This is a genomic window from Micromonospora chokoriensis (assembly GCF_000718555.1).
GTDB lineage: Bacteria > Actinomycetota > Actinomycetes > Mycobacteriales > Micromonosporaceae > Micromonospora > Micromonospora chokoriensis_B.
Genome location: NZ_JOAN01000014.1, coordinates 140,702 through 158,466 on the forward strand (window position 1 = coordinate 140,702; position 17,765 = coordinate 158,466).

A 17,765-nucleotide genomic window follows, 5' to 3' on the forward strand; every position below is an offset into this window, starting at 1 on the left:
GCCCAGACGATCGGCGTACGCGGCAATCCACCTGGCATCGCGTTGGTAGAGCTCGACGTGACCGCGAATGTGCTCCTGTCCATGATGGAGGAAGCACCCGTCAGAACCCGAAGGAGTTGAACGGCGCTGGGTCGCAGCGGAAGACGCGGGTGAGGTCGGCAAGGGCACCTGAGCGGTGCGCGCGGATGCGCCCGGCCGCGGCCAGGAGAGCAGCCGACATGCCACCGAGGTAGAGAGAGCCCAGCGCTTGGATGTCCATCGTGAGGTCCGGCTGCTTGCCAGTGGGAGTACAGCTTGCGCCCTCGGGACCCACCATTAGCTGCCACACGCCGACGTTGTGTGGGCACATGTCGTCCACATCGATTGCGATCGTCAGCTCGGCGGCGCACTCGTAGGACCGAGCGGTCAGCGCTTTCGGTAGGTCGAGAATGCGCAGCCACAGGTTGTCGGCCTGGCGGGTGATGCGCATGGCGCGAGGATCGCGCAGGAGCCAGCGCAGCGGCTCGTCGGTCGGGCGAGATGCCGCGACAACCTTCCGGGTGAGATCGAAGTCAGTCAGGAGCATCCACATCGCGCGGTAGGCGTCCATGCTCACGGTCTGAAAGCCATCGACGACGAGCGTCCCCGCGTGCTCTGGGGTCGGCGACCACGGCAGCCGGAAGTTCGCGACTCCGTCGAGGTTGCCGCGCCGGTCGCGATGCACCAGGTAGCGCATCGGCCCGCCGGTGCCGACGGCGTCATCCGTCAGCCCCGCCCACTGGTCGGGCTGGGGAGTGAGTTCACCAACCTGCCGCCCACGGAGCTGCTCGTGGATCTCCGGCCAGGCCAGCCGTGCCGCCGCAGCGTCCACCAGCTCCAGCGAACCCGGTGGTTGTTCCTGATCGAGGAACGTGGCGGCGCTGCGTTCCAGCTCCCACCGAGAGCGCATCGTCGCTGGTGAGAAGCCGTAGCGCCCATAGATGCCGCCTTCGCTGGCGCTCAGGGCGGCCAGCGGCTCGCCGCGCCCGAGGGCTTCGTCGAACATCGCCTGCATCATGGCGCGAAGCAGCCCTCTCCTGCGGTGGGTCGCGATCACGCCCGTCGCGGTGACACCGCCGAACGGAACGCTGCCCAGCCCGGGGACGGTGATCGCCATCGAGATCATCGCCGATCCACCCACCAGCTTCCCGTCGGCGAACGCGGCCTGGGGATGGAAATGATCGGCCATCACCTCGTCGGCCCAGCTCTCCAACTGCTGCTCGGTCGCTGGATTGTTCGGCGGGGGCCATGCCTCAGGACCGCCGTGCCATGCTGCCGGCGCTGGCTCCCAATTCGGCAGTCCGTTGGCGAAGGGCAACACCTTCAGGTAGTCGACTGCCTCGGCTCGGGAGATGGGTCGGATCTCGATCTTCACGGACCGCATCTTTCAGATCCACTGTGACTGATGCAACGAGGTTTCGGAACCCCCGCCACCTACTGCACAGCGCCCGCCACCTCAGTACGAGACGAAGAGGGCTTCTTCCTGCATCACAAGATCGGTATGGGGCTGCAGGCCCAGGGCTACCAGGTCCGCGATGAGGACGCCGCCCGCTCGTCGCCGCTCGGCGTCAAGCGCACCGCGGCTCAGGCCCCTGCGCGACCCGGACACCGGTGTCGGCTGATGCCATGGACGCAGTTGGCCTTGACCTCAACCGTCGTTGAGGTATGAGGCTGACGCCATGACCGCGACGATTCTTGACGAGGCCCTTGACCGGCTACGCGACACCGGGCCTGAGCGCGTCGGCTGGCTGTCGAATCACGCGCCGATGGCGGTGGAGGCGCTGGCGCATGCCGGCTACGGGCATCGAGTGCACCAGTGGATCGATGGATACGCCGACCGGCTGGAAGAGCGGCCCCGCGGCATCGCACGGATAGCCCTCGACGAGTGGCGTGACCCGCTCGGTGACCCTGTTCGCACCGGCGACTGGCTCGACCTGTTCGAGCGCGAACTCCGCGCGGCGCCCTGGCGTGGGGTGCTGTTGCGGTGGTGGCCGCGGCTGCTGCCCGGTATCGCCGCCGGCGCCACGCATGGCGTCATCCGGGTCGGCCACGCGGTGCGGGCGCTGCAGGAGATAGAGACGCCGGCCCGGGTGACAGAGCTCGGACAAGGGCTGGCCTACTGGGCGGCGCGTTGGCAACCGCTCGCACCCGCTGGCGCAGGGCCTTACCGGTCGGCGGACCCCCGGGCGGCGCTCGACGCGGTACCGCGGGTACCGGACCAGCGTTTCGGCATCCGGCACCGGCTGGCCCAGCTTGCCGACCTACCACGGTGGCCGGAGGCCGCCGGCGCGATCCCCGACGCAGGCGCTGGCACCGCGGCGGAACGGCTTGCGACCGTGGTGAGGGCGGCCGCCGAGCGGCACGGCAGTTACGGGTACGCCAACCCGGTGATGCTGGTACACGCCGTCACCGCACCGAACGCGGTCATGCGTGTCCTACCGGTTCTTCCCGAGGCGATGCGGCCAGCAAGTCTCGCTGCGGCCTGGGCCGCAACGGCTGCGGTCACTGCCGTATACGCACCGGCCAAACCGCGTCCGCTACCGCAGCCCCGCCCCGACCTCACTATCGCGGAGTTGGCCAGCCGGGCGGTGGCGATCGGTGATCCGCACGCGATCAAGTACGCCGACGCGGTCGCCGACGTACTCGCCGCCGCGCCCGACCCGGCGCTGCTGGCGGCGGCAGTCCGCAGCGTTGACGAGTTGGCCGATTGACCGTGTCACCCGAGCCTCAATAGACATGCGAGGATTTGCCTATAACGGTGTGGGTGGCTGACGCCGTAGGCGGTGCCGTTGCGGGGTGTGGTGCCCCAGCCGAGTCGGGTGGCGTTGAGGACGCCGTAGATGTCCAGCAGCCAGACCGGACGGCTATCCGTCGCGCACCAGACCCGCCTCCACGCATCGCATCGTGGCCTCGGCCGCTGGTCCAGGCGTCGGACTGCCGGCAGCCACGTTACGAGGAGACCTACCCCAACACGGGTGGCCGTGCCCCTACCAGCGGTCCGCCGACGCCACCCGACCCGGCGACAACACCCCCCGGATCATCCGAACGGCAGGGGCAGGAAGTCATACCGGGCCGGGGCGACCGAGGGTCCCGGACTGGGGACGATCAGGTAAGGGGGTGGGGAAAACCCGCTGCCGGTTATCGGAACGGGGTGGTACAAAGCCGCAGTGGAAAAGCCTCTGGAGTTCGTCGACCTGTTGCGGCTGATGGACGAACGAGCGACCGCTTTCCGGGCGGCGGTCGCCGCAGCACCCAGCCTCGACGTGCGGGTGCCGACCTGCCCCGAGTGGACGTTGTTCGACCTGGTGCAGCACCTGGGCGAAGGGCGCCTCAGATGGGCCGCCATCGTGGCCGCAGGGCCTGCCGACGCTCCGCCGGCCCGGACGGCCCCGGTGGTGCCCCGGGAGCGCGAGGCCCTGCTGGCCTGGTTCGCCGCGTCGACGCGGGAGCTGCTGGACGCGCTGCGGGAGGCCGGCCCGGATCGTGGCTGCTGGACGTGGTGGGGTTCGTCGCAGTCGCCGCAGACGACTGAAGCCGTTGCCCGGCACCAGCTCCAGCAGGTTGCCGTGCACACCTACGACGCCCAGGTCGCCGTGGGCGCCCCGCAGCCGCTGCCGACCGAGGTGGCCCTCGACGGTATCGACGAGTTCGTGACCACCTGCGTCGCGACGACCGCCGGGTGGCCGCACAAGCCCGCAGTCGTCGACTACCACGCCACCGAGGGCCGTTCCTGGCGGCTCTGGTTCTCCGCCGACGGCGCCCGGGCCGCCCGCCTCCCCACGTCGGCCGCCGCCGAGGACTCGGAGGCGGCCTACGTTTCCGCCCGGGGCACGGCCAATGAGCTGGTCATGTTCTGCTACGGCCGCATTTCGATGGACTCGCTGCAGCTCGACGGCGACCGGCGCGTCTTCGACCAGTTGATCGCCTGGGAACCGGAGGAATAGAACCCCACGCCGATCTCTCACTGATCGTGCGGCAGATAGCCGCGCAGGCCGGTCTGCCGTGAGTCGAGCGGCGGGTCATTCGGACATTGTGTAGAGGGTCAGCGCAGCCAGCGACGGCGCATCGACGATGTCGCCGGCCAACACCATGGCACGGATCTGCGCGTCGGTGAACGCCCGGTGCACCATGTCCTGCTCGGTCGCCTCGCGGTCCGGCTCCCCCTCGGTCAACCCGGTGGCCAGGTACACGTCGAAGCCCTGGGTGGAAAAGCCGTACGCCTCGTACAGGTGCCCCAAATGGGTGACCGTCTCCGCCCGCAATCCGGTCTCCTCGGCCAACTCCTGACGAGCCAGCGCGGAGGCGCCACCCCTGACCCCGTGTCCCCAACTGCCCTGAGGGAACTCCCAGGCTCGCCGGCCAACTGGGTAGCGAAACTGCTCGACCAGCCAAAAGCCCTCGGCCCAGCGGGGCAGGACCAGCGCGGAGTCCGGCTTCTCCACCACCCCGTAAATACCAGTCGAGCCGTCGGGCCGGCGAACGCGATCCTCCCGGACGGTCATCCAGGCGTTGGCGTAGACGGTCCGACTATCCAAGCGCTCCATCGCACGATGCTCGCAGATCAACCGCATCGTTGTCGCAGCCACTAAGCAGCTTCAGTGGGCCGGGTAGCAGATGGTCGGTCGGCGCGAACCACTACTACCTCCGTTGGCTCCGCGACCTCGCCAGCCCCACGATTAGCCGTTTATTGGATTACCGGTAACGATAATTCAATAAATCACTACCACGAAACGGGCATATGGTGCGCGCACCATAATGACAGTTCTTGTGCGTAAGGAATCAGGATGGTGTCTCAGGGTGGTGGCACCGCAGGCAGAGGCAGCCTGGTAACCGTGATCCCGCTCCCGCGCCCCAATGCCGGCGTGCCGCGCGTCGTCGCGATCGACGCGGCTTGGAGCTACCGGTCCGACGGGCCCGTCCGCCGCCCGGTCGTTGGGTGGTGCGGGAGACATCCGGTCCCGCCCGAAAGTTTGCTGTAGGCGTACCCAGAGGATGCCGTCGCGCGCTTGCGCAGCGGGTACTGCGACATCATCGGTGGTTATGTTCTCAGTAGAGGAACGCGACCTGGTCCGGCAGCGGCTGCTGCGCCTGGCGGAACAGGATCCCGCTGTCGCCGCCGCCGCGATCACCGGCTCGCACGCGACCGACGATGAGGATCGCTGGTCGGACATCGACCTGGCCTTCGCGGTCAGCGAACCGCTCGACGTCGTCATGCGCCGATGGACGCACCAGATGTATCAGGACTTCGCCGCGGTTCACCACTGGGACCTGGTGTCCGGGTCTGCGATCTACCGGGTGTTCCTGCTAGCGCACTGCCTGGAGGTCGACCTCGCGTTCAGCCCGGAAGCCGAGTTCGGGCCACGAGGCCCGAGTTGGCGGCTCATGTTCGGGCAGTCAACCCCACCCCAGGTCACCACGCCGAGTGGCCACGACGAGATGGCTGGTCTGGCCTGGCACCACGCACTGCACGCGCGGGTCAGCATCGAACGGGGCAGATACTGGCAAGCCGAGCACTGGATCAGCGCCCTGCGCACCCAGACGATCGCGCTCACTTGCCGGCGCCTGGGCCACGCCACCAGTTACGCCAAGGGCGCTCATCTACTACCCGCGGACATCACCGGCTCGCTGGAAACGACCCTGGTCCGCTCCCTGGATGACACCGAGTTGCGTCGCGCACTCTCCGCCGCCGCAACGGCACTGACCGCAGAGCTGACTCGTACGGAACCGGCCCTGGCCGATCGACTGCACCCGATTCTCACCGAGCTTGCCGCGACCAGATGACCGCCGCAGAGCGGCAACCCACACGCTGAGTGGCCTCAGAGACGCAGAGGCTCCAACCGTGACCGAGGGGACGGTCCACCAGCGCGCGGATCACGCCCGGTCTCGAACCGGCTCCAATGGAAGCCGCGAGGCCCTCAACGCACGACCCGCACGGACGACGGGACATCAAGGCACACCATGAAGATCCTCCAAGACGGGCCCTTCCTCGTCATTCAGCGCGACCGGTTCGTCGCCCGCTTCCCGGCGGCCCCGGACGACGACCTGGAACAACTCCAGGACCAGGACATGTACGTCACCGTCACCGACGGACCGACCTACTACGCGACCCTGATGACCCTCGACGCCATCAACGATGTGCTACGCCGATGGAGACACACCGGCGAAGCCGCTGGCGGCCGATACTTCTACGCGACTGACCTCGTGATCACGCCCCGGCCCGGCATCACCGCGATGCTCGAAGCCATCGACGGGCTTGTCCGCGACGGAGAGATCGCGAACGCCTGTCAGGTCATCCCGAATAAGAGGGAAGCCGAGATGCCTCAGATTGACTGACACGCAAAAGCATCCTCGCGGTTGCGGGCGAAGGACCACCTTGCCGCGATTGGCCCGCACCCCATACCAGCCGCTTGCGTGGCCGGTGCAGGAGCGCAGAGCAAGGGTTGCGGCTACGAGCGGCCGTACGCGGCGCGGGCCTGGGCTACCTCGGCGGCCTCGCGTTCACGCCACCGGTGCTGAGCGTCCCGGTTGCACGTTCGGCAGACCCGACGGTAGCGGCCGGTCGCCGGGTCGAGTTCACGGTCGTGGCCGTTGCGGCACTGTGCCGGCTGGACTCGGTTACGGGAGGCATCGGCCCGGCTGACCTGGCGCAGATGTGTCGGCTCGATGCAGTCGGCGGCCCCGCAGGTCTGGTCGACGTCGAGGGCGGGGTCGTACCCGCCGACGAGGACGACGTACGCGGCGATGTGTGCCCATGCGCGACCGGCGACCTTCTGGTGGATCCCGCGTCGCGGCCCGTAACCGTGGATGACGAGGCAGCCGTTGTCGGTGCGGTGCGAGCGTTGCAGCAGGTAGGCGCGCAGCGACTCCTCGGTGTGATAGCGGGATAGACCCTTCACTGCCGAGAGCACGCTGTCACCGTACCCGCGTGGCTCGACGGGCACGTACTAGCGTAGGGCTGCGATGCCGGCCAGGAAGATGTCGATACCGGCGAGGAACTGCTCGCGGTCGTCGTGCTCGCGTAGCTGGGTCACCGTCGCGTGCACGAACGGGTACCTGCTCGGGTCCAACTGCGCCCACTGCGCGGCGGCGTTGTTCAGGAATGCCGCCCGGTCCGCGTCCTGGGCGGTGAGGTGGCGGGCGTTCGCGGCGTTCTGGACGGCGACACCGAGGACGTAGTTCACCAGCGTGCCGGCCGCGTCGAAGCGTGCCTTCTCGGGTACGGCGAGTGCGTCGAGCAGCCGGCCGATGCTCTCGTAGAAGTCCAGCAGCGCGGGCCGCCATGGTTGCCGGGAGAGCTCCGCGCCGACCCAGGGGTGGGCGTCGATCGCGTCGAACAGGCCCAGGGCGAGGCGGCGCAGGGTTTCGCGGGGGTCCGCGTCGGTGGCCGTGTGGGACAGCACGCCGGTGATGATGTCGTCGGTGGCCGCCGCGAGCAGGTCACTCTTGTCCGTCACGTGGTGGTAGATCGCCCCGTAGCCGGTTTTCAGGCGGACGGTGAGAGCGCGCAGCGTCAGGGCGTTCTCGCCGTCGCTGTCCAGTATCTCGGTGGCGGTCTGAATGATCAGCTCTCTGGACAGGCTGTCCGTGCGCCGCTGAGCCTTCGCCATGGCCCCAGTATGGCACTGATGGATCGCCGCTCCAAACCGTGTTAGCGTCGCATTGGAGCGGCGATCCAATGGGGGTTGCCGAGCGGATCTGGGGGGACCACCATGACCACACCGGTCACGATCATCGGAGCAGGTCTGGGCGGCCTGATGCTCGCCCGCGTACTGCATGTGCACGGCATTCCGTCCACCGTCTACGAGGCGGAGGCGTCCCCCTCGGCGCGGGCGCAGGGCGGGCTGCTCGACATCCGCGACTACAACGGTCAGCCGGCGCTGGCGGCGGCAGGCCTGACCGAGGAGTTCCGCAGGCTCGTCCTGCAGGGGCGTCAGGCGATGCGACTCCTCGACCGGCACCGCAACGTCCTGCTCGACGTGCCCGACGACGGCACGGGTGCCAGCCCCGAGGTGCAGCGCGGTGAGCTGCGACAGATGCTGCTCGACTCACTGCCGGCCGACACGGTGCGCTGGGGTCACAAGGTCAGCGGCGTGCGTACCCTCGGCGAAGGTCGCCACGAGGTGGCCTTCGCCGACGGCACGGCCGTCGTCACGAGCCTGCTGGTCGGCGCGGACGGCGCCTGGTCCCGCGTACGACCGCTGCTGTCCGACGCGACACCCGAGTACACCGGCATCTCGTTCATCGAGACCCACCTGTTCGACGGCGACACCCGGCACCCGACCAGCGCGGCCACCGTCGGCGGCGGAGCGATGATGGTGCTGGAGCCGGGCCGGGGCATCCTGGCCCACCGCGAGCGCGGCGGCAACCTGCACACCTGGGTGATGCTCGCCAGGTCACGGGAGTGGTTCGCCGCCATCGACTTCGCCGACCCCGACGTGGCCACCGCGCGGATCGTGCGGGAGTTCGACGGCTGGGCGCCGGAGCTCACCGCTCTAATCGCCGATGGCGAGACCCCGCCGGTGCTGCGTCACATCTTCACCCTGCCGGTCGCGCACCGGTGGGACCGGACGCCCGGAGTGACCCTGCTCGGCGACGCCGCACACCTGACCGCACCCAACGGCGAGGGTGCCAACCTGGCCCTACTCGACGGCGCCGAGCTGGGCCAGGCCATCGCCGCGCACCCCGACGACATCGAGACCGCGCTCAGCGCGTACGAGCAGGCCATGTTCGTGCGCAGTGTCGCGGCCAACGCCGAGGCCTCCGACCTGCACGACATGCTGGGCGAGGGCACGCCGCACACGCTGGTCGACGCCTTCGCCGGCTCAGCCCCAGGGCGGTAGCCAGACCTCTTCGTCGGGCGTCTGCGCGCGTCGTGAGTCGAGGAAGTCGCGCAGTGCGCGCAGCGCGGGGTGCGGATTGTCGTCGCGCCAGATGAGCGACATCGGGTAGATGGGCGCCGGGTCGCGCACCGGAATGCGGCGCAGGTCGTAGCTGTCCGGCCACAGGTACCGGGTGTGAACGCCTGCGAGGGTCGCCAACTGCGCGGACTCGGCGATCTCGGCCAGCAGCGCCTCGTTGCCGAAGACCGGCCCGACCAGGTCGATGGTGAGGCCGAACGCGGCGGCGAGTACGTCGTAGTAGTCGGCCCACTCGGTGCCGGGGGCCATGCCGGGCATCCAGATGCGGTGGTCGGCAAGTTGCGCAGGCGTGACGGTACGGGCGTTGGCGAGCGGATGACGGGGGCCGACGAGCAGTTCGTGGTGCTCGTCGATCACCCGCGTGGCCCGGATCGCGGCTGGTAGGTGACGCGCGGCGACCGGGACGGCGTGGAAGGTGGCGTCGACAGTCCCCGCCTCGACGGCGGCCATCGCGGCGTGCACGTCGGCGTCGAGGGTGACGACATCCAGTTCGATGCGCGGATGCGCACGGTGGAAGTCCTGCAGCAGCACCGCCGGGGCGATCCGTCGGCTGTGCACGTCGACGCGCAGCGCCCGCCGGCCGGGGCGCACGGAGGCGTCGGCGCGCGCCTCGGCCCGCAGCAGTTCCCGGGCATGGGGCAGGAAGGTCTGACCGTCGACGGTGAGGTGGGTGCCGCGCGCCGTGCGGGTGAACAGCCGTACACCCAGGTCCTTCTCCAGTGCGGCGATGCGCTTGGAGACAGCCTGCTGGGTGATCGACAGCGCGGCGGCGACGTCCTGGAACTGGCCAGCGTCAGCGGCGGCGACGAAGGTGCGCACGGCGTCGAGATTCACCCGACAACCCTACTGACACAACGTCTGGTTGTGACATGCCGCTGAATTGGTTGTTTGATCCCTGGTCGGCGGCCCTGATCTGATCGCAGCGATCAACGGTGAGTTGTCGGAGGCGGGAGGTGTGGGTTTGTCCGCGAGGCGGTCCCTCGGCCGGCGGTTCGGGTGGTTGTGGGCGTCGTACGCGGTCAGCGCCTACGGCTCGGGCCTCGGATTCGGCGCGCTGCCGCTGATCGCCGTGCTGGTGTTGCACGCCAGCCCCGCGCAGGTGTCCGCGTTGGCCGCGCTGGGGCCGGCGATGGGCGCGCTGATCGCCTTGCCGCTCGGGCCGTGGGTGGAGGTCCAGCGCAAGCGGCAGGTGATGATCGCGATGGACCTGGCCCGGTTCGCGGTGCTGCTGACGATCCCCATCGCGTACGCGCTGGGCCGACTCAGCTTCGGGCAGTTGCTTGTCGTCTCGGCCGTGGTCGCCACCGCCAAGATCGCCTTCGGCGCGGCCAGCGGCGCCTTCCTCAAGTCCCTCGTGCGCCCGGATGACCTGCTGGTGGCGAACGCGCGGTTCGAGTCGACGACCTGGAGCGCGATCGCGCTCGGGCCGCCGCTGGGCGGGGCTGCGGTCGGCCTGTTCGGGCCGGTCGTCACCATCGTGGCCGACGCGCTGAGCTACCTGCTCTCCGCGCTGGGCATCGCGGCCATCCGCGGCCATGTCGACCACCCCCGGCGTACCGGCGCAGCCCGGGTCCGGGCCGGTGAGGTGCTCGACGGGTGGCGGCACCTGTTGACCCACCCCGGCCTGCGTGCGCTCTACCTCAATCAGATGCTCATCGGCGGGCTGATCATGGCCACCGAGCCGCTGTTGGCCGTGCTCCTGCTCGGCGAGCTGGGTTTTGCACCCTGGCAGTACGGTCTCGCCTTCGCCGTGCCCTGCGTCGGCGGACTCGTCGGCTCACGGCTGGCCCGGCGGGTCGTGGTGCGCTACGGCCAACACCGGGTCATCCGTACCGTCGGCACGCTGCGCGCGATCTGGCTGGTCGGCCTCGCCTTCGTGCAGCCGGGCGTGGTCGGTCTCGCCACGGTGATCGCCGTCGAGCTGGCGATCATCATCAGCATGAGCCTGTACAACCCGGTGCTCGCCACCTACCGCCTGCAGCAGACGCCCAGGGATCGCGTCGTGCGTACGCTCTCGGCCTGGTCGATCGGCAGCAGCGCCACCATCGCCGCCCTCAGCGCGGCGGGTGGGCTGCTCGCGCAGGCCACCAGCCCCCGCACGGCGATCACGGTCGCCGGCCTGCTGATCCTCGCCAGCCCGCTACTACTGCCCCGGCGCCCGGACGCCGATCAACCGGCACCGGAGCATTCCGCACGGGTGCCTACGATCGCCTGATGTTCCAGCCGACCTACCCGATCCGCACCGCACGGCTCGCCCTGCGCCCGGTCACGATCGACGACCTCGACGACGTGCACGCGTTTCAGCGCCGGCCCGACGTCGTGCGCTGGATGCTCGGCGCCGAGCCGCGTACCCGTGAGCAGTCCCGGGCGTCGGTGCGCGCCATGGCGGGCGAGGACGCCTGGCGAGCGGAGGGTGACTGCCTGACGGTGGCAGCGGTCACCGATGCCGGCGTGATCGGGATCGTGGAGTTGGTGTGGCGCAGCCCGGCCGACCGTACCGCCGAGCTCGGGTTCGTCTTCCACCCCGACCACGGTGGCCGCGGGTTGGCGACGGAGGCCGCCACGGCGTTGCTGGCCTGGGGTTTCGACGAGTTCGGGCTGCACCGGATCTACGGTCGGTGCCACGGTCGCAACGACGCGTCGGCTCGGCTGATGGCGCGGCTCGGCATGCGGCAGGAGGCACGCCATGTCGAGAGTTACCTGTTCAAGGGGGAGTGGGCCGACCGGCTCGTCTTCGCGATCCTGGCGCACGAGTGGCGGGCCCGGACCAGCACGTTGCCGGGTGGGACGCGCCAGTAACTGGGCTGACGCCCTGGTCAGAGACGCAACTCGAGCACCAGTTCGTGCCGGATGGGGATCCCGTCGTCCTCCAGCGGGATGCTGGACTTGAGCTGCCGGGCCCGGGTCACGGCATCCCGTTCGACGCGTACCAGGTCGAAGCCGCGCCGCTGATAGAAGCGCAACGCCGCCAGATTTTCATTAGTGGTCACCAACCAGAGCACTGTGACGCGTTGACGGATTGCCTCGGCCCGCAGCCAGCCGAGGAGGGCGCTGCCCGCACCTATCCCCGGTTCGGTGGCGACGAGCGAGAGGATCTCCCACGTCTGGGTGCCATCGCGGCGGTAGGTGATCACCCCGACCCGACGGCTGTCCCGCTCGGCTACGGCGGCAGCGTCACCGGCGGCGTCCAGGAGTTCGTCGTGCACCGCCATCATGGTGCTGCCGAACGTGTCGGCCAAGGCCTCGTTGACGAACGGCGCGTCCTCGGCCACGGCATTCCGGACGGTCACGCGGGAATCCGATGTACGCATGTTCATGTAGTCGGCTCTCCGGGGCTCGGGATGACGGCCGAGAGCACGGTATCGCCGTACCCGCGTCTCGCGGTGGCGGTCGATCGCCGCCGCGAGACGCGGGTAGTGCCTGCTCAGGCTCGGCGGCCGAGCCACTCCCGGTACGCGGTGGGTGCGATGACGGCGTCGGCGGCGGCGATGAGGGCGTCGCCGGGTACGGCGGCGAACATGCCGGCGCTGTTCTCGGTGGTGACGGTGCGCTGGTCACCTCGGGCGGCGAGGGTGATCCTTCCCAACTCGTCGAGGGCGAAGACGTCCGGCCCGGCGACGTTGCGGATGCCCCGCAGCGGTGCGCCCATGCTGACCTCGGCGACGGCCTGCGCCACGTCGGCGGCGGCCATCGGCTGCACTGGCGTGCTGGGCAGGCGCACGGTGGTGTCGTCGGCGGTCCAGGAGAGGATCGCGTCGACGAACTCGAAGAACTGGGTAGCGCGGACGATCGAGTAGGGGATGGGTCCGGCCGTGAGGATGTCCTCCTGGAGAACCTTGGCGCGGTAGTAGTCCAGGTCGGGCACCTGGTCGACGCCGACGATGGAGAGCACCACGGCGTGGCCGACGCCCGCACGCTCGGCTGCGGCCAGCAGGTTGTCCATGGTCGCCTGGAAGAAGGCGGGCGAGGCGTCGTCGAAGGTCGGTGAGTTCGTCAGGTTGACGACGACCTCGGCGCCGGCGAGCGCCTCGGACAGGCCCTGCCCGGTGAGCAGGTCCACCCCGGTGGACAGCGAGAGCGGCACCGCCTCATGGCCCGCGGCCTGCAAGATCTTGACGACCTGCGACCCGATGAGGCCGGTCCCGCCCAGTACGGCGATCTTCATGCCCATGCACCTTCCCGTGATTGTGTGGTCCGGACGCTGACACCAGCCAAACTCGGACCTCTCTTGTCCGAAAACTATACTCGGACAAGATGAGTCCGAGTAACGGGGTGATTAGGGTGACGTCATGAAGATGTCCGGCGGGGTCGAGTGGGCGCTGCACTGCTGCGTGGTGCTCACCGCCAGCAACACGCCCGTCGCGGCGGCCAAGCTGGCGGAGCTGCACGACGTCTCCAGCAGCTACCTCGCCAAGCAGCTCCAGGCCCTGGCCCGTGCCGGTTTGATCCACTCCGTGCAGGGCAAGTCGGGCGGCTACGTGCTGACCCGCGCGCCGGAGAGCATCACCCTGCTCGACGTGGTGCGGGCCGTCGACGGCCCTGGCCCGACCTTCGTCTGCACGGAGATCCGCCAGCGCGGCCCCTTCGCGACCCCGGCCGACTCCTGCACCACGCCGTGCCCGGTCGCCCGCGCGATGTGGGCCGCCGAGGAGGCATGGCGTCAGGCGCTCGCCGCGGTCACGATCGCCGACCTCGCCCGAGACGTCGACGCCAACTCCGGCCCCGAGGCCCTGGCCGGCATCCAGACCTGGCTGACCAGCGGCACCAGCTGAGCGAGGTCAGCCGGTGTGGCGTACCTCGGTGTCCCAGATCTGCGCCCACGGACGCCGCAGCCCCCGGCACACGTGGATCGGGCCGCCGTTCTCGTCGTTCTCCACCTCGACCCGCTGGTCCACTCTCCCCGCGAGGGTGCACTGCTCGAACCAGGCGTTCAGCTGGTCGGGGCGCTCCCAGCCGACGGCGATGACCACGTCCGCGTCGGCGCTCGGCCGACCGAAGTCGACCATGCTGTTGTGCCCGGAGTACGCGCGGGGCAGGTCACGGGCCGGACCATAGCGGGCCAGCGCACCGGCCTCGCCGTAGTTGCCGGTCAGGACGACTGCCCGTGAACGCTCCTGCGGCGACAGCCCACGATGGACGCTTGCGATCGAGTCGGCGAACTCCGGCCAACCGATCGTCTCGCCCGCGTCGTAGTTGACGTCGACCACGAAGGCGGGCAACCGGTCGGCCGGGAGCACCGGCAGCAGCAGCACCACGTTGGGCAGCAGGAGCGGCACCACGCCCAGCGCGAGCAAACCCCGACGCCACCAGGCCGACCCGCGCGAGGCCCACGCGACGGTGACCAGCGCCCCGGCGGCGGTGAGGACCAGCAGCAGCGGTGCGTCGTAGTAACCCTTGCCGCCGGCGATCAGCACGATGCCGACCACCACCAGCCAGGCCCAACCCACCGCTCGGTAGGCCCGCCACGCCGGTCGGCGCAGCAGCGCGACGAGGCCAGCGATCCAGATGGGTACGGCGTACGGGCTGATGATGACGAACTGGAGAGTGAACGCCTCGAGGCGGCCACTGTAGGAGCTGTCGCCGTCGGAGATGGACGCGGCCACGCTGAGCTGCGGAAAATCGTGCGACGCCTGCCAGATCAGGTTCGGCGCGGCCAGCAGCACGGTGATCCCGGCGGCGGCGAGCACCCACCGGTCGCGCAGCAGCCGGCGCGGCCCGGCGATGAGCACGCCGGCGACCAGGCCGACGGCCAGTAGCGCCGGCAGCAGCTTGCTGAGCATGCCCACGCCGAGCGCCAGCCCGATGCCCAGCGCCCAACGGCTGTCCCCGGTGCGCAGCAACCGCACCGCGCACCACGCCGCCACCAGCCAGACCAGCAGGTCGACGGTGGTGGTGCTGAGCAGATGCCCGCTGGCGAGCACGATGCCGGAGAACGCGGCGAGCACCGCCGCGACGAGCTGCCCGCCCCGGCCCCCGCCCAGCTCGCGGGCGATCGCGGCGACCAGCAGCACCGCGCCGCCGGCCAGGAACGCCGACGGGGTACGCAGCACCACCAGGTTGCCCGGGGCGATCGTGTCGAGCAGCCGGGCCAGCGCCGGCACCAGCGGGCCCTGATCGACGTAGCCCCAGTCGAGGTGTCGACCGGCGAGCAAGAAGTACAGCTCGTCACGGTGATAGCCATAGCGGCCGGCGAGCAGCAACAGCGTCACGGTGGTGGCAGCGGCCACCAGCCACGGGCCGCGCGTACGCGCGCCGGGCTCTGGCGGTGATGACTGGGTCGGCTGGTGAGGTCGGTCGATCTCGATCGCGGACTCGCTCACCCGCCCATCATGACCGGCCGAGCCGCCGCGTGGGTGCCCGTACGTCTGCGCGTGCACCCGAGCTGACCAGGTGCGAAGATCGGCTTCGTCACTCGGACCGAAAGGACGATATGCGCTATCGCACTCTGGGGGCGACCGGCACGGTGGTCTCGACCCTCTGTCTGGGCACGATGACCTTCGGCGCGGAGACCGACGAGGCCGGCAGCTTCGCCCAACTGGATCGGTTCGTCGAGGCCGGCGGCACCTTCATCGACACCGCTGACGTCTACTCGGTCGGGGTCTCGGAGGAGATCGTCGGACGCTGGCTGCGGACCCGGCCGGACCTGCGTGACCGCCTGGTCATCGCCACCAAGGGACGGTTCCCGATGGGCCCGGGGACGAACGACGCCGGCCTGTCCCGGGTGCACCTCACCCGCGCCCTCGACGCCAGCCTGCGGCGCCTCGGCGTCGAGGCCGTCGACCTGTACCAGGCGCACGCCTGGGACCCGCTGACCCCACTGCCGGAGACGCTGCGGTTCTTCGACGACGCGGTGCGCGCTGGCAAGATCCGCTACGCGGGGGTCAGCAACTTCACCGGCTGGCAACTGCAGAAGGCCGCCCTGCTCACCCAGCACCTCAACCTCAACCCGATCGTGACCCTGCAACCGCAGTACAACCTGCTGGCCCGGGAGATCGAGTTCGAGTTGGTGCCGGTCTGCGAGAACGAGGGCATCGGCATCCTGCCGTGGTCACCGCTGGGTGGCGGTTGGCTGACCGGCAAGTACCAGCGCGACAACACGCCCACCGGCGCGACGCGGCTCGGCGAGAACCCGCAGCGCGGCGTCGAGGCGTACGCCGGTCGTAACGCCGAGGAGCGCACCTGGCGGGTGCTCGACGCGGTCCGCCAGGTCGCCGGGGACCGTGGCGTGTCCATGTCGGCGGTGTCGCTGGCCTGGCTGGCGGCCCGACCGGCGGTCACCTCGGTGATCCTCGGCGCACGCACCACCGAGCAGCTCGACGACAACCTGACCGCCGCCGACCTGGTCCTCGACGCCGAGCAGATGCGGCTGCTGGACGAGGCGAGCGCCCCGCCGGTGGGCGACTACCCGTACGGCGCAGCGGGTGTGCGCCAGCGCGGGCGTGACCTACCGACCGGCTCATGACGTCGTTTCCCGAGCCCACCGCCCCGGCCGGCAGCCGCGCCGAGGTCTTCCTGCGCTACCTGGACTACTTCCGCGAGTCCATGGTGGCCAAGGTGTCGGCGCTGGACGAGCCGGAGCTGCGGCGTAGCCGACTGCCGTCCGGGTGGACCCCGCTGGAGCTGCTCACGCACCTGCGCCACGTCGAGCGGCGCTGGATCGAGTGGGGTTTCCAGGGCCGCGTCGTCGCCGAGCCGTGGGGCGACCGCCGCGACGACCGCTGGTACGTCGCCCCCGACGAGACCCGCGCGGACCTGGTGGCAGCACTGCGGGCGCAGGGCGCACACACCAGCGCGGTGGTGAGCGGGCACGACCTGACCGAGATCGGCGCGCCGGGCCCGCGCTGGGAAGGCGCGGACCCGGCGTCGCTGGAGCGGGTGCTGTTCCACCTGGTCCAGGAGTACGCCCGCCACCTGGGCCACCTCGACGTGGTCGCCGAACTCGCCGGAGGCCCGACCGGGGAGTGAGCCCGTCGGCGGGCTGGTCACGGTGCCGCGCACTGGTTGGTGCGCGCGCGGCGGCGGTTGACTGTTGGACGGCCGCCAGCGGATGATCCAGCAAGGTGGCGCTCGGGTCAGCGAGCCGGGACGCTGGCCTTCAATCGGCGGTCCTGCGATGGCTTGAGGAGAGCGGATGTGCTGAAGTTCCTTCTCACGTCGGGAGGCATCAGCAACCCGAGCATCTCCGACGCGCTCGTCGACCTGTTGGGCAAGCCGATCGCCGAGTCCACGGCCCTGTTCGTGCCCACCGCTGTCTACCCCTTCCCCGGCGGGGCTGAGCGGGCGTGGAAGGCGGTTCACGGTCGGTCCGACATCCCGCTGTGCCAACTGGGTTGGAAATCCCTGGGGTTGCTGGAGCTCACCGCGCTGCCGACCATTCGCGAAGAGAACTGGGTCCCGGCGGTCCGGGAGGCCGACGCCCTCCTCGTCTGGGGCGGCGACGTGCTGTACCTGACCTACTGGCTGCGCCGGTCGGGCCTGGCCGATCTGCTGCCGTCGCTGACTGACACGGTTTATGTGGGGGTCAGCGCCGGGAGTATCGCGGTCACCCCGTACAACTGCGACGCCGAGTTCGACCTCGCGTTCGTCCCGGACGGCAGCGACAGGGGACAGGACGCCGACCGGGCGCTGGGGCTGGTGGACTTCACGCTGTACCCCCACCTCAATCATCCGGAGATGGAGGACACCGAGCTGTCCTCCATCCAGAAGTGGGCGTCCGGAATCCCGGTCCCGACCTACGCCATCGACGACAACACCGCCATCACAGTGGTCGATGGCAAGGTCGACGTCATCTCCGAAGGCGACTGGAAACTGGTCAACCCCTGACCGGGT

19 protein-coding genes are annotated in these 17,765 nt (G+C 69.9%); 11 read left to right on the forward strand and 8 right to left on the reverse strand.

Annotated features, from left to right (window positions below):
* Positions 1-100 precede the first annotated feature (100 nt).
* Positions 101-1,231, reverse strand: coding sequence for a GNAT family N-acetyltransferase (locus IF46_RS0119585; RefSeq protein WP_198041474.1), 1,131 nt, complete (start codon positions 1,229-1,231; stop codon positions 101-103).
* Positions 1,232-1,697: 466 nt separating this feature from the next.
* On the opposite strand from IF46_RS0119585, the gene IF46_RS0119595 reads away from it, so the two are divergent.
* Complete coding sequence (locus IF46_RS0119595; RefSeq protein WP_030489797.1) at positions 1,698-2,729, forward strand: questin oxidase family protein; 1,032 nt, start codon at positions 1,698-1,700, stop codon at positions 2,727-2,729.
* A gap of 456 nt (positions 2,730-3,185) precedes the next feature.
* Positions 3,186-3,962: a maleylpyruvate isomerase family mycothiol-dependent enzyme gene (locus tag IF46_RS0119600; protein WP_030489798.1), complete on the forward strand. Its 777-nt coding sequence runs from the start codon at positions 3,186-3,188 to the stop codon at positions 3,960-3,962.
* 75 nt (positions 3,963-4,037) lie between these two features.
* On the opposite strand, the gene IF46_RS0119605 is transcribed toward IF46_RS0119600, so the two are convergent.
* Entirely contained in the window at positions 4,038-4,562 is a 525-nt protein-coding gene (locus IF46_RS0119605; RefSeq protein WP_030489799.1) for an NUDIX domain-containing protein, read from the reverse strand.
* Positions 4,563-5,058: 496 nt separating this feature from the next.
* Here IF46_RS0119605 and IF46_RS0119610 point away from each other — a divergent pair, with 496 nt between their 5' ends.
* Together IF46_RS0119610 and IF46_RS0119615 are read left to right on the forward strand one after the other, a co-directional pair.
* Entirely contained in the window at positions 5,059-5,799 is a 741-nt protein-coding gene (locus IF46_RS0119610; RefSeq protein ID WP_030489800.1) for a nucleotidyltransferase domain-containing protein, read from the forward strand.
* 177 nt (positions 5,800-5,976) lie between these two features.
* Positions 5,977-6,351 (forward strand): hypothetical protein, encoded by a 375-nt coding sequence (locus IF46_RS0119615; protein ID WP_030489801.1) that lies wholly within the window; start codon positions 5,977-5,979, stop codon positions 6,349-6,351.
* A 113-nt stretch (positions 6,352-6,464) separates the two neighbouring features.
* On the opposite strand, the gene IF46_RS0119620 is transcribed toward IF46_RS0119615, so the two are convergent.
* Both IF46_RS0119620 and IF46_RS0119625 read right to left on the reverse strand, forming a co-directional pair.
* Positions 6,465-6,926: a hypothetical protein gene (locus tag IF46_RS0119620; RefSeq protein WP_030489802.1), complete on the reverse strand. Its 462-nt coding sequence runs from the start codon at positions 6,924-6,926 to the stop codon at positions 6,465-6,467.
* Positions 6,927-6,962: 36 nt separating this feature from the next.
* Positions 6,963-7,625 carry a TetR/AcrR family transcriptional regulator gene (locus IF46_RS0119625; protein WP_030489803.1) on the reverse strand — a complete coding sequence of 221 codons (663 nt, stop codon included), beginning with the start codon at positions 7,623-7,625 and terminating at the stop codon, positions 6,963-6,965.
* A 102-nt stretch (positions 7,626-7,727) separates the two neighbouring features.
* Here IF46_RS0119625 and IF46_RS0119630 point away from each other — a divergent pair, with 102 nt between their 5' ends.
* Positions 7,728-8,858, forward strand: coding sequence for an FAD-dependent oxidoreductase (locus IF46_RS0119630; protein WP_030489804.1), 1,131 nt, complete (start codon positions 7,728-7,730; stop codon positions 8,856-8,858).
* Here the strand turns inward: IF46_RS0119630 and IF46_RS0119635 are convergent.
* A complete protein-coding gene (locus IF46_RS0119635; protein WP_030489805.1) occupies positions 8,841-9,770 on the reverse strand; it encodes a LysR family transcriptional regulator in 930 nt (309 codons plus the stop codon). The genes IF46_RS0119630 and IF46_RS0119635 overlap by 18 nt on opposite strands.
* Before the next feature lie 127 nt (positions 9,771-9,897).
* On the opposite strand from IF46_RS0119635, the gene IF46_RS0119640 reads away from it, so the two are divergent.
* Both IF46_RS0119640 and IF46_RS0119645 read left to right on the forward strand, forming a co-directional pair.
* Positions 9,898-11,151, forward strand: a complete 1,254-nt coding sequence (locus tag IF46_RS0119640) for an MFS transporter (RefSeq protein ID WP_036392647.1) — start codon at positions 9,898-9,900, stop codon at positions 11,149-11,151.
* On the forward strand, positions 11,151-11,735 hold the full coding sequence (locus tag IF46_RS0119645; RefSeq protein ID WP_030489807.1) for a GNAT family N-acetyltransferase: 585 nt from the start codon (positions 11,151-11,153) through the stop codon (positions 11,733-11,735). The genes IF46_RS0119640 and IF46_RS0119645 overlap by 1 nt, the downstream gene beginning before the upstream one ends.
* A 17-nt stretch (positions 11,736-11,752) precedes the next feature.
* Here the strand turns inward: IF46_RS0119645 and IF46_RS0119650 are convergent, their stop codons facing one another.
* Together IF46_RS0119650 and IF46_RS0119655 are read right to left on the reverse strand one after the other, a co-directional pair.
* On the reverse strand, positions 11,753-12,226 hold the full coding sequence (locus IF46_RS0119650; protein WP_198041475.1) for a GNAT family N-acetyltransferase: 474 nt from the start codon (positions 12,224-12,226) through the stop codon (positions 11,753-11,755).
* Between the two features lie 134 nt (positions 12,227-12,360).
* Entirely contained in the window at positions 12,361-13,101 is a 741-nt protein-coding gene (locus IF46_RS0119655; protein ID WP_030489809.1) for an SDR family oxidoreductase, read from the reverse strand.
* A gap of 124 nt (positions 13,102-13,225) precedes the next feature.
* On the opposite strand from IF46_RS0119655, the gene IF46_RS0119660 reads away from it, so the two are divergent.
* Positions 13,226-13,708 (forward strand): RrF2 family transcriptional regulator, encoded by a 483-nt coding sequence (locus tag IF46_RS0119660; RefSeq protein WP_030489810.1) that lies wholly within the window; start codon positions 13,226-13,228, stop codon positions 13,706-13,708.
* A gap of 6 nt (positions 13,709-13,714) precedes the next feature.
* On the opposite strand, the gene IF46_RS0119665 is transcribed toward IF46_RS0119660, so the two are convergent.
* Entirely contained in the window at positions 13,715-15,256 is a 1,542-nt protein-coding gene (locus IF46_RS0119665; RefSeq protein ID WP_030489811.1) for an ArnT family glycosyltransferase, read from the reverse strand.
* 110 nt (positions 15,257-15,366) lie between these two features.
* Between IF46_RS0119665 and IF46_RS0119670 the strand changes: the two genes are divergently transcribed.
* The 3 genes from IF46_RS0119670 (at position 15,367) to IF46_RS0119680 (ending at position 17,759) form a co-directional block, all read left to right on the forward strand.
* Complete coding sequence (locus IF46_RS0119670) at positions 15,367-16,398, forward strand: aldo/keto reductase (RefSeq protein WP_030489812.1); 1,032 nt, start codon at positions 15,367-15,369, stop codon at positions 16,396-16,398.
* The gene (locus tag IF46_RS0119675) at positions 16,395-16,901 is read left to right on the forward strand and encodes a DinB family protein (RefSeq protein ID WP_030489813.1); all 507 of its coding nucleotides are present in this window, start codon (positions 16,395-16,397) and stop codon (positions 16,899-16,901) included. Before IF46_RS0119670 ends, IF46_RS0119675 begins: the two co-directional genes overlap by 4 nt.
* A 171-nt stretch (positions 16,902-17,072) precedes the next feature.
* Positions 17,073-17,759, forward strand: a complete 687-nt coding sequence (locus IF46_RS0119680; protein WP_030489814.1) for a Type 1 glutamine amidotransferase-like domain-containing protein — start codon at positions 17,073-17,075, stop codon at positions 17,757-17,759.
* Positions 17,760-17,765: the final 6 nt, after the last annotated feature.

Bases quoted from the DNA above. Each gene is read 5' to 3' on its own strand.
- IF46_RS0119595 (WP_030489797.1), top strand. From the start codon at position 1,698: ATGACCGCGACGATTCTTGACGAGGCCCTTGACCGGCTACGCGACACC.
- IF46_RS0119605 (WP_030489799.1), bottom strand. From the start codon at position 4,562: ATGGAGCGCTTGGATAGTCGGACCGTCTACGCCAACGCCTGGATGACC.
- IF46_RS0119610 (WP_030489800.1), top strand. From the start codon at position 5,059: ATGTTCTCAGTAGAGGAACGCGACCTGGTCCGGCAGCGGCTGCTGCGC.
- IF46_RS0119615 (WP_030489801.1), top strand. From the start codon at position 5,977: ATGAAGATCCTCCAAGACGGGCCCTTCCTCGTCATTCAGCGCGACCGG.
- IF46_RS0119625 (WP_030489803.1), bottom strand. From the start codon at position 7,625: ATGGCGAAGGCTCAGCGGCGCACGGACAGCCTGTCCAGAGAGCTGATC.
- IF46_RS0119630 (WP_030489804.1), top strand. From the start codon at position 7,728: ATGACCACACCGGTCACGATCATCGGAGCAGGTCTGGGCGGCCTGATG.
- IF46_RS0119645 (WP_030489807.1), top strand. From the start codon at position 11,151: ATGTTCCAGCCGACCTACCCGATCCGCACCGCACGGCTCGCCCTGCGC.
- IF46_RS0119655 (WP_030489809.1), bottom strand. From the start codon at position 13,101: ATGAAGATCGCCGTACTGGGCGGGACCGGCCTCATCGGGTCGCAGGTC.
- IF46_RS0119660 (WP_030489810.1), top strand. From the start codon at position 13,226: ATGAAGATGTCCGGCGGGGTCGAGTGGGCGCTGCACTGCTGCGTGGTG.
- IF46_RS0119670 (WP_030489812.1), top strand. From the start codon at position 15,367: ATGCGCTATCGCACTCTGGGGGCGACCGGCACGGTGGTCTCGACCCTC.
- IF46_RS0119675 (WP_030489813.1), top strand. From the start codon at position 16,395: ATGACGTCGTTTCCCGAGCCCACCGCCCCGGCCGGCAGCCGCGCCGAG.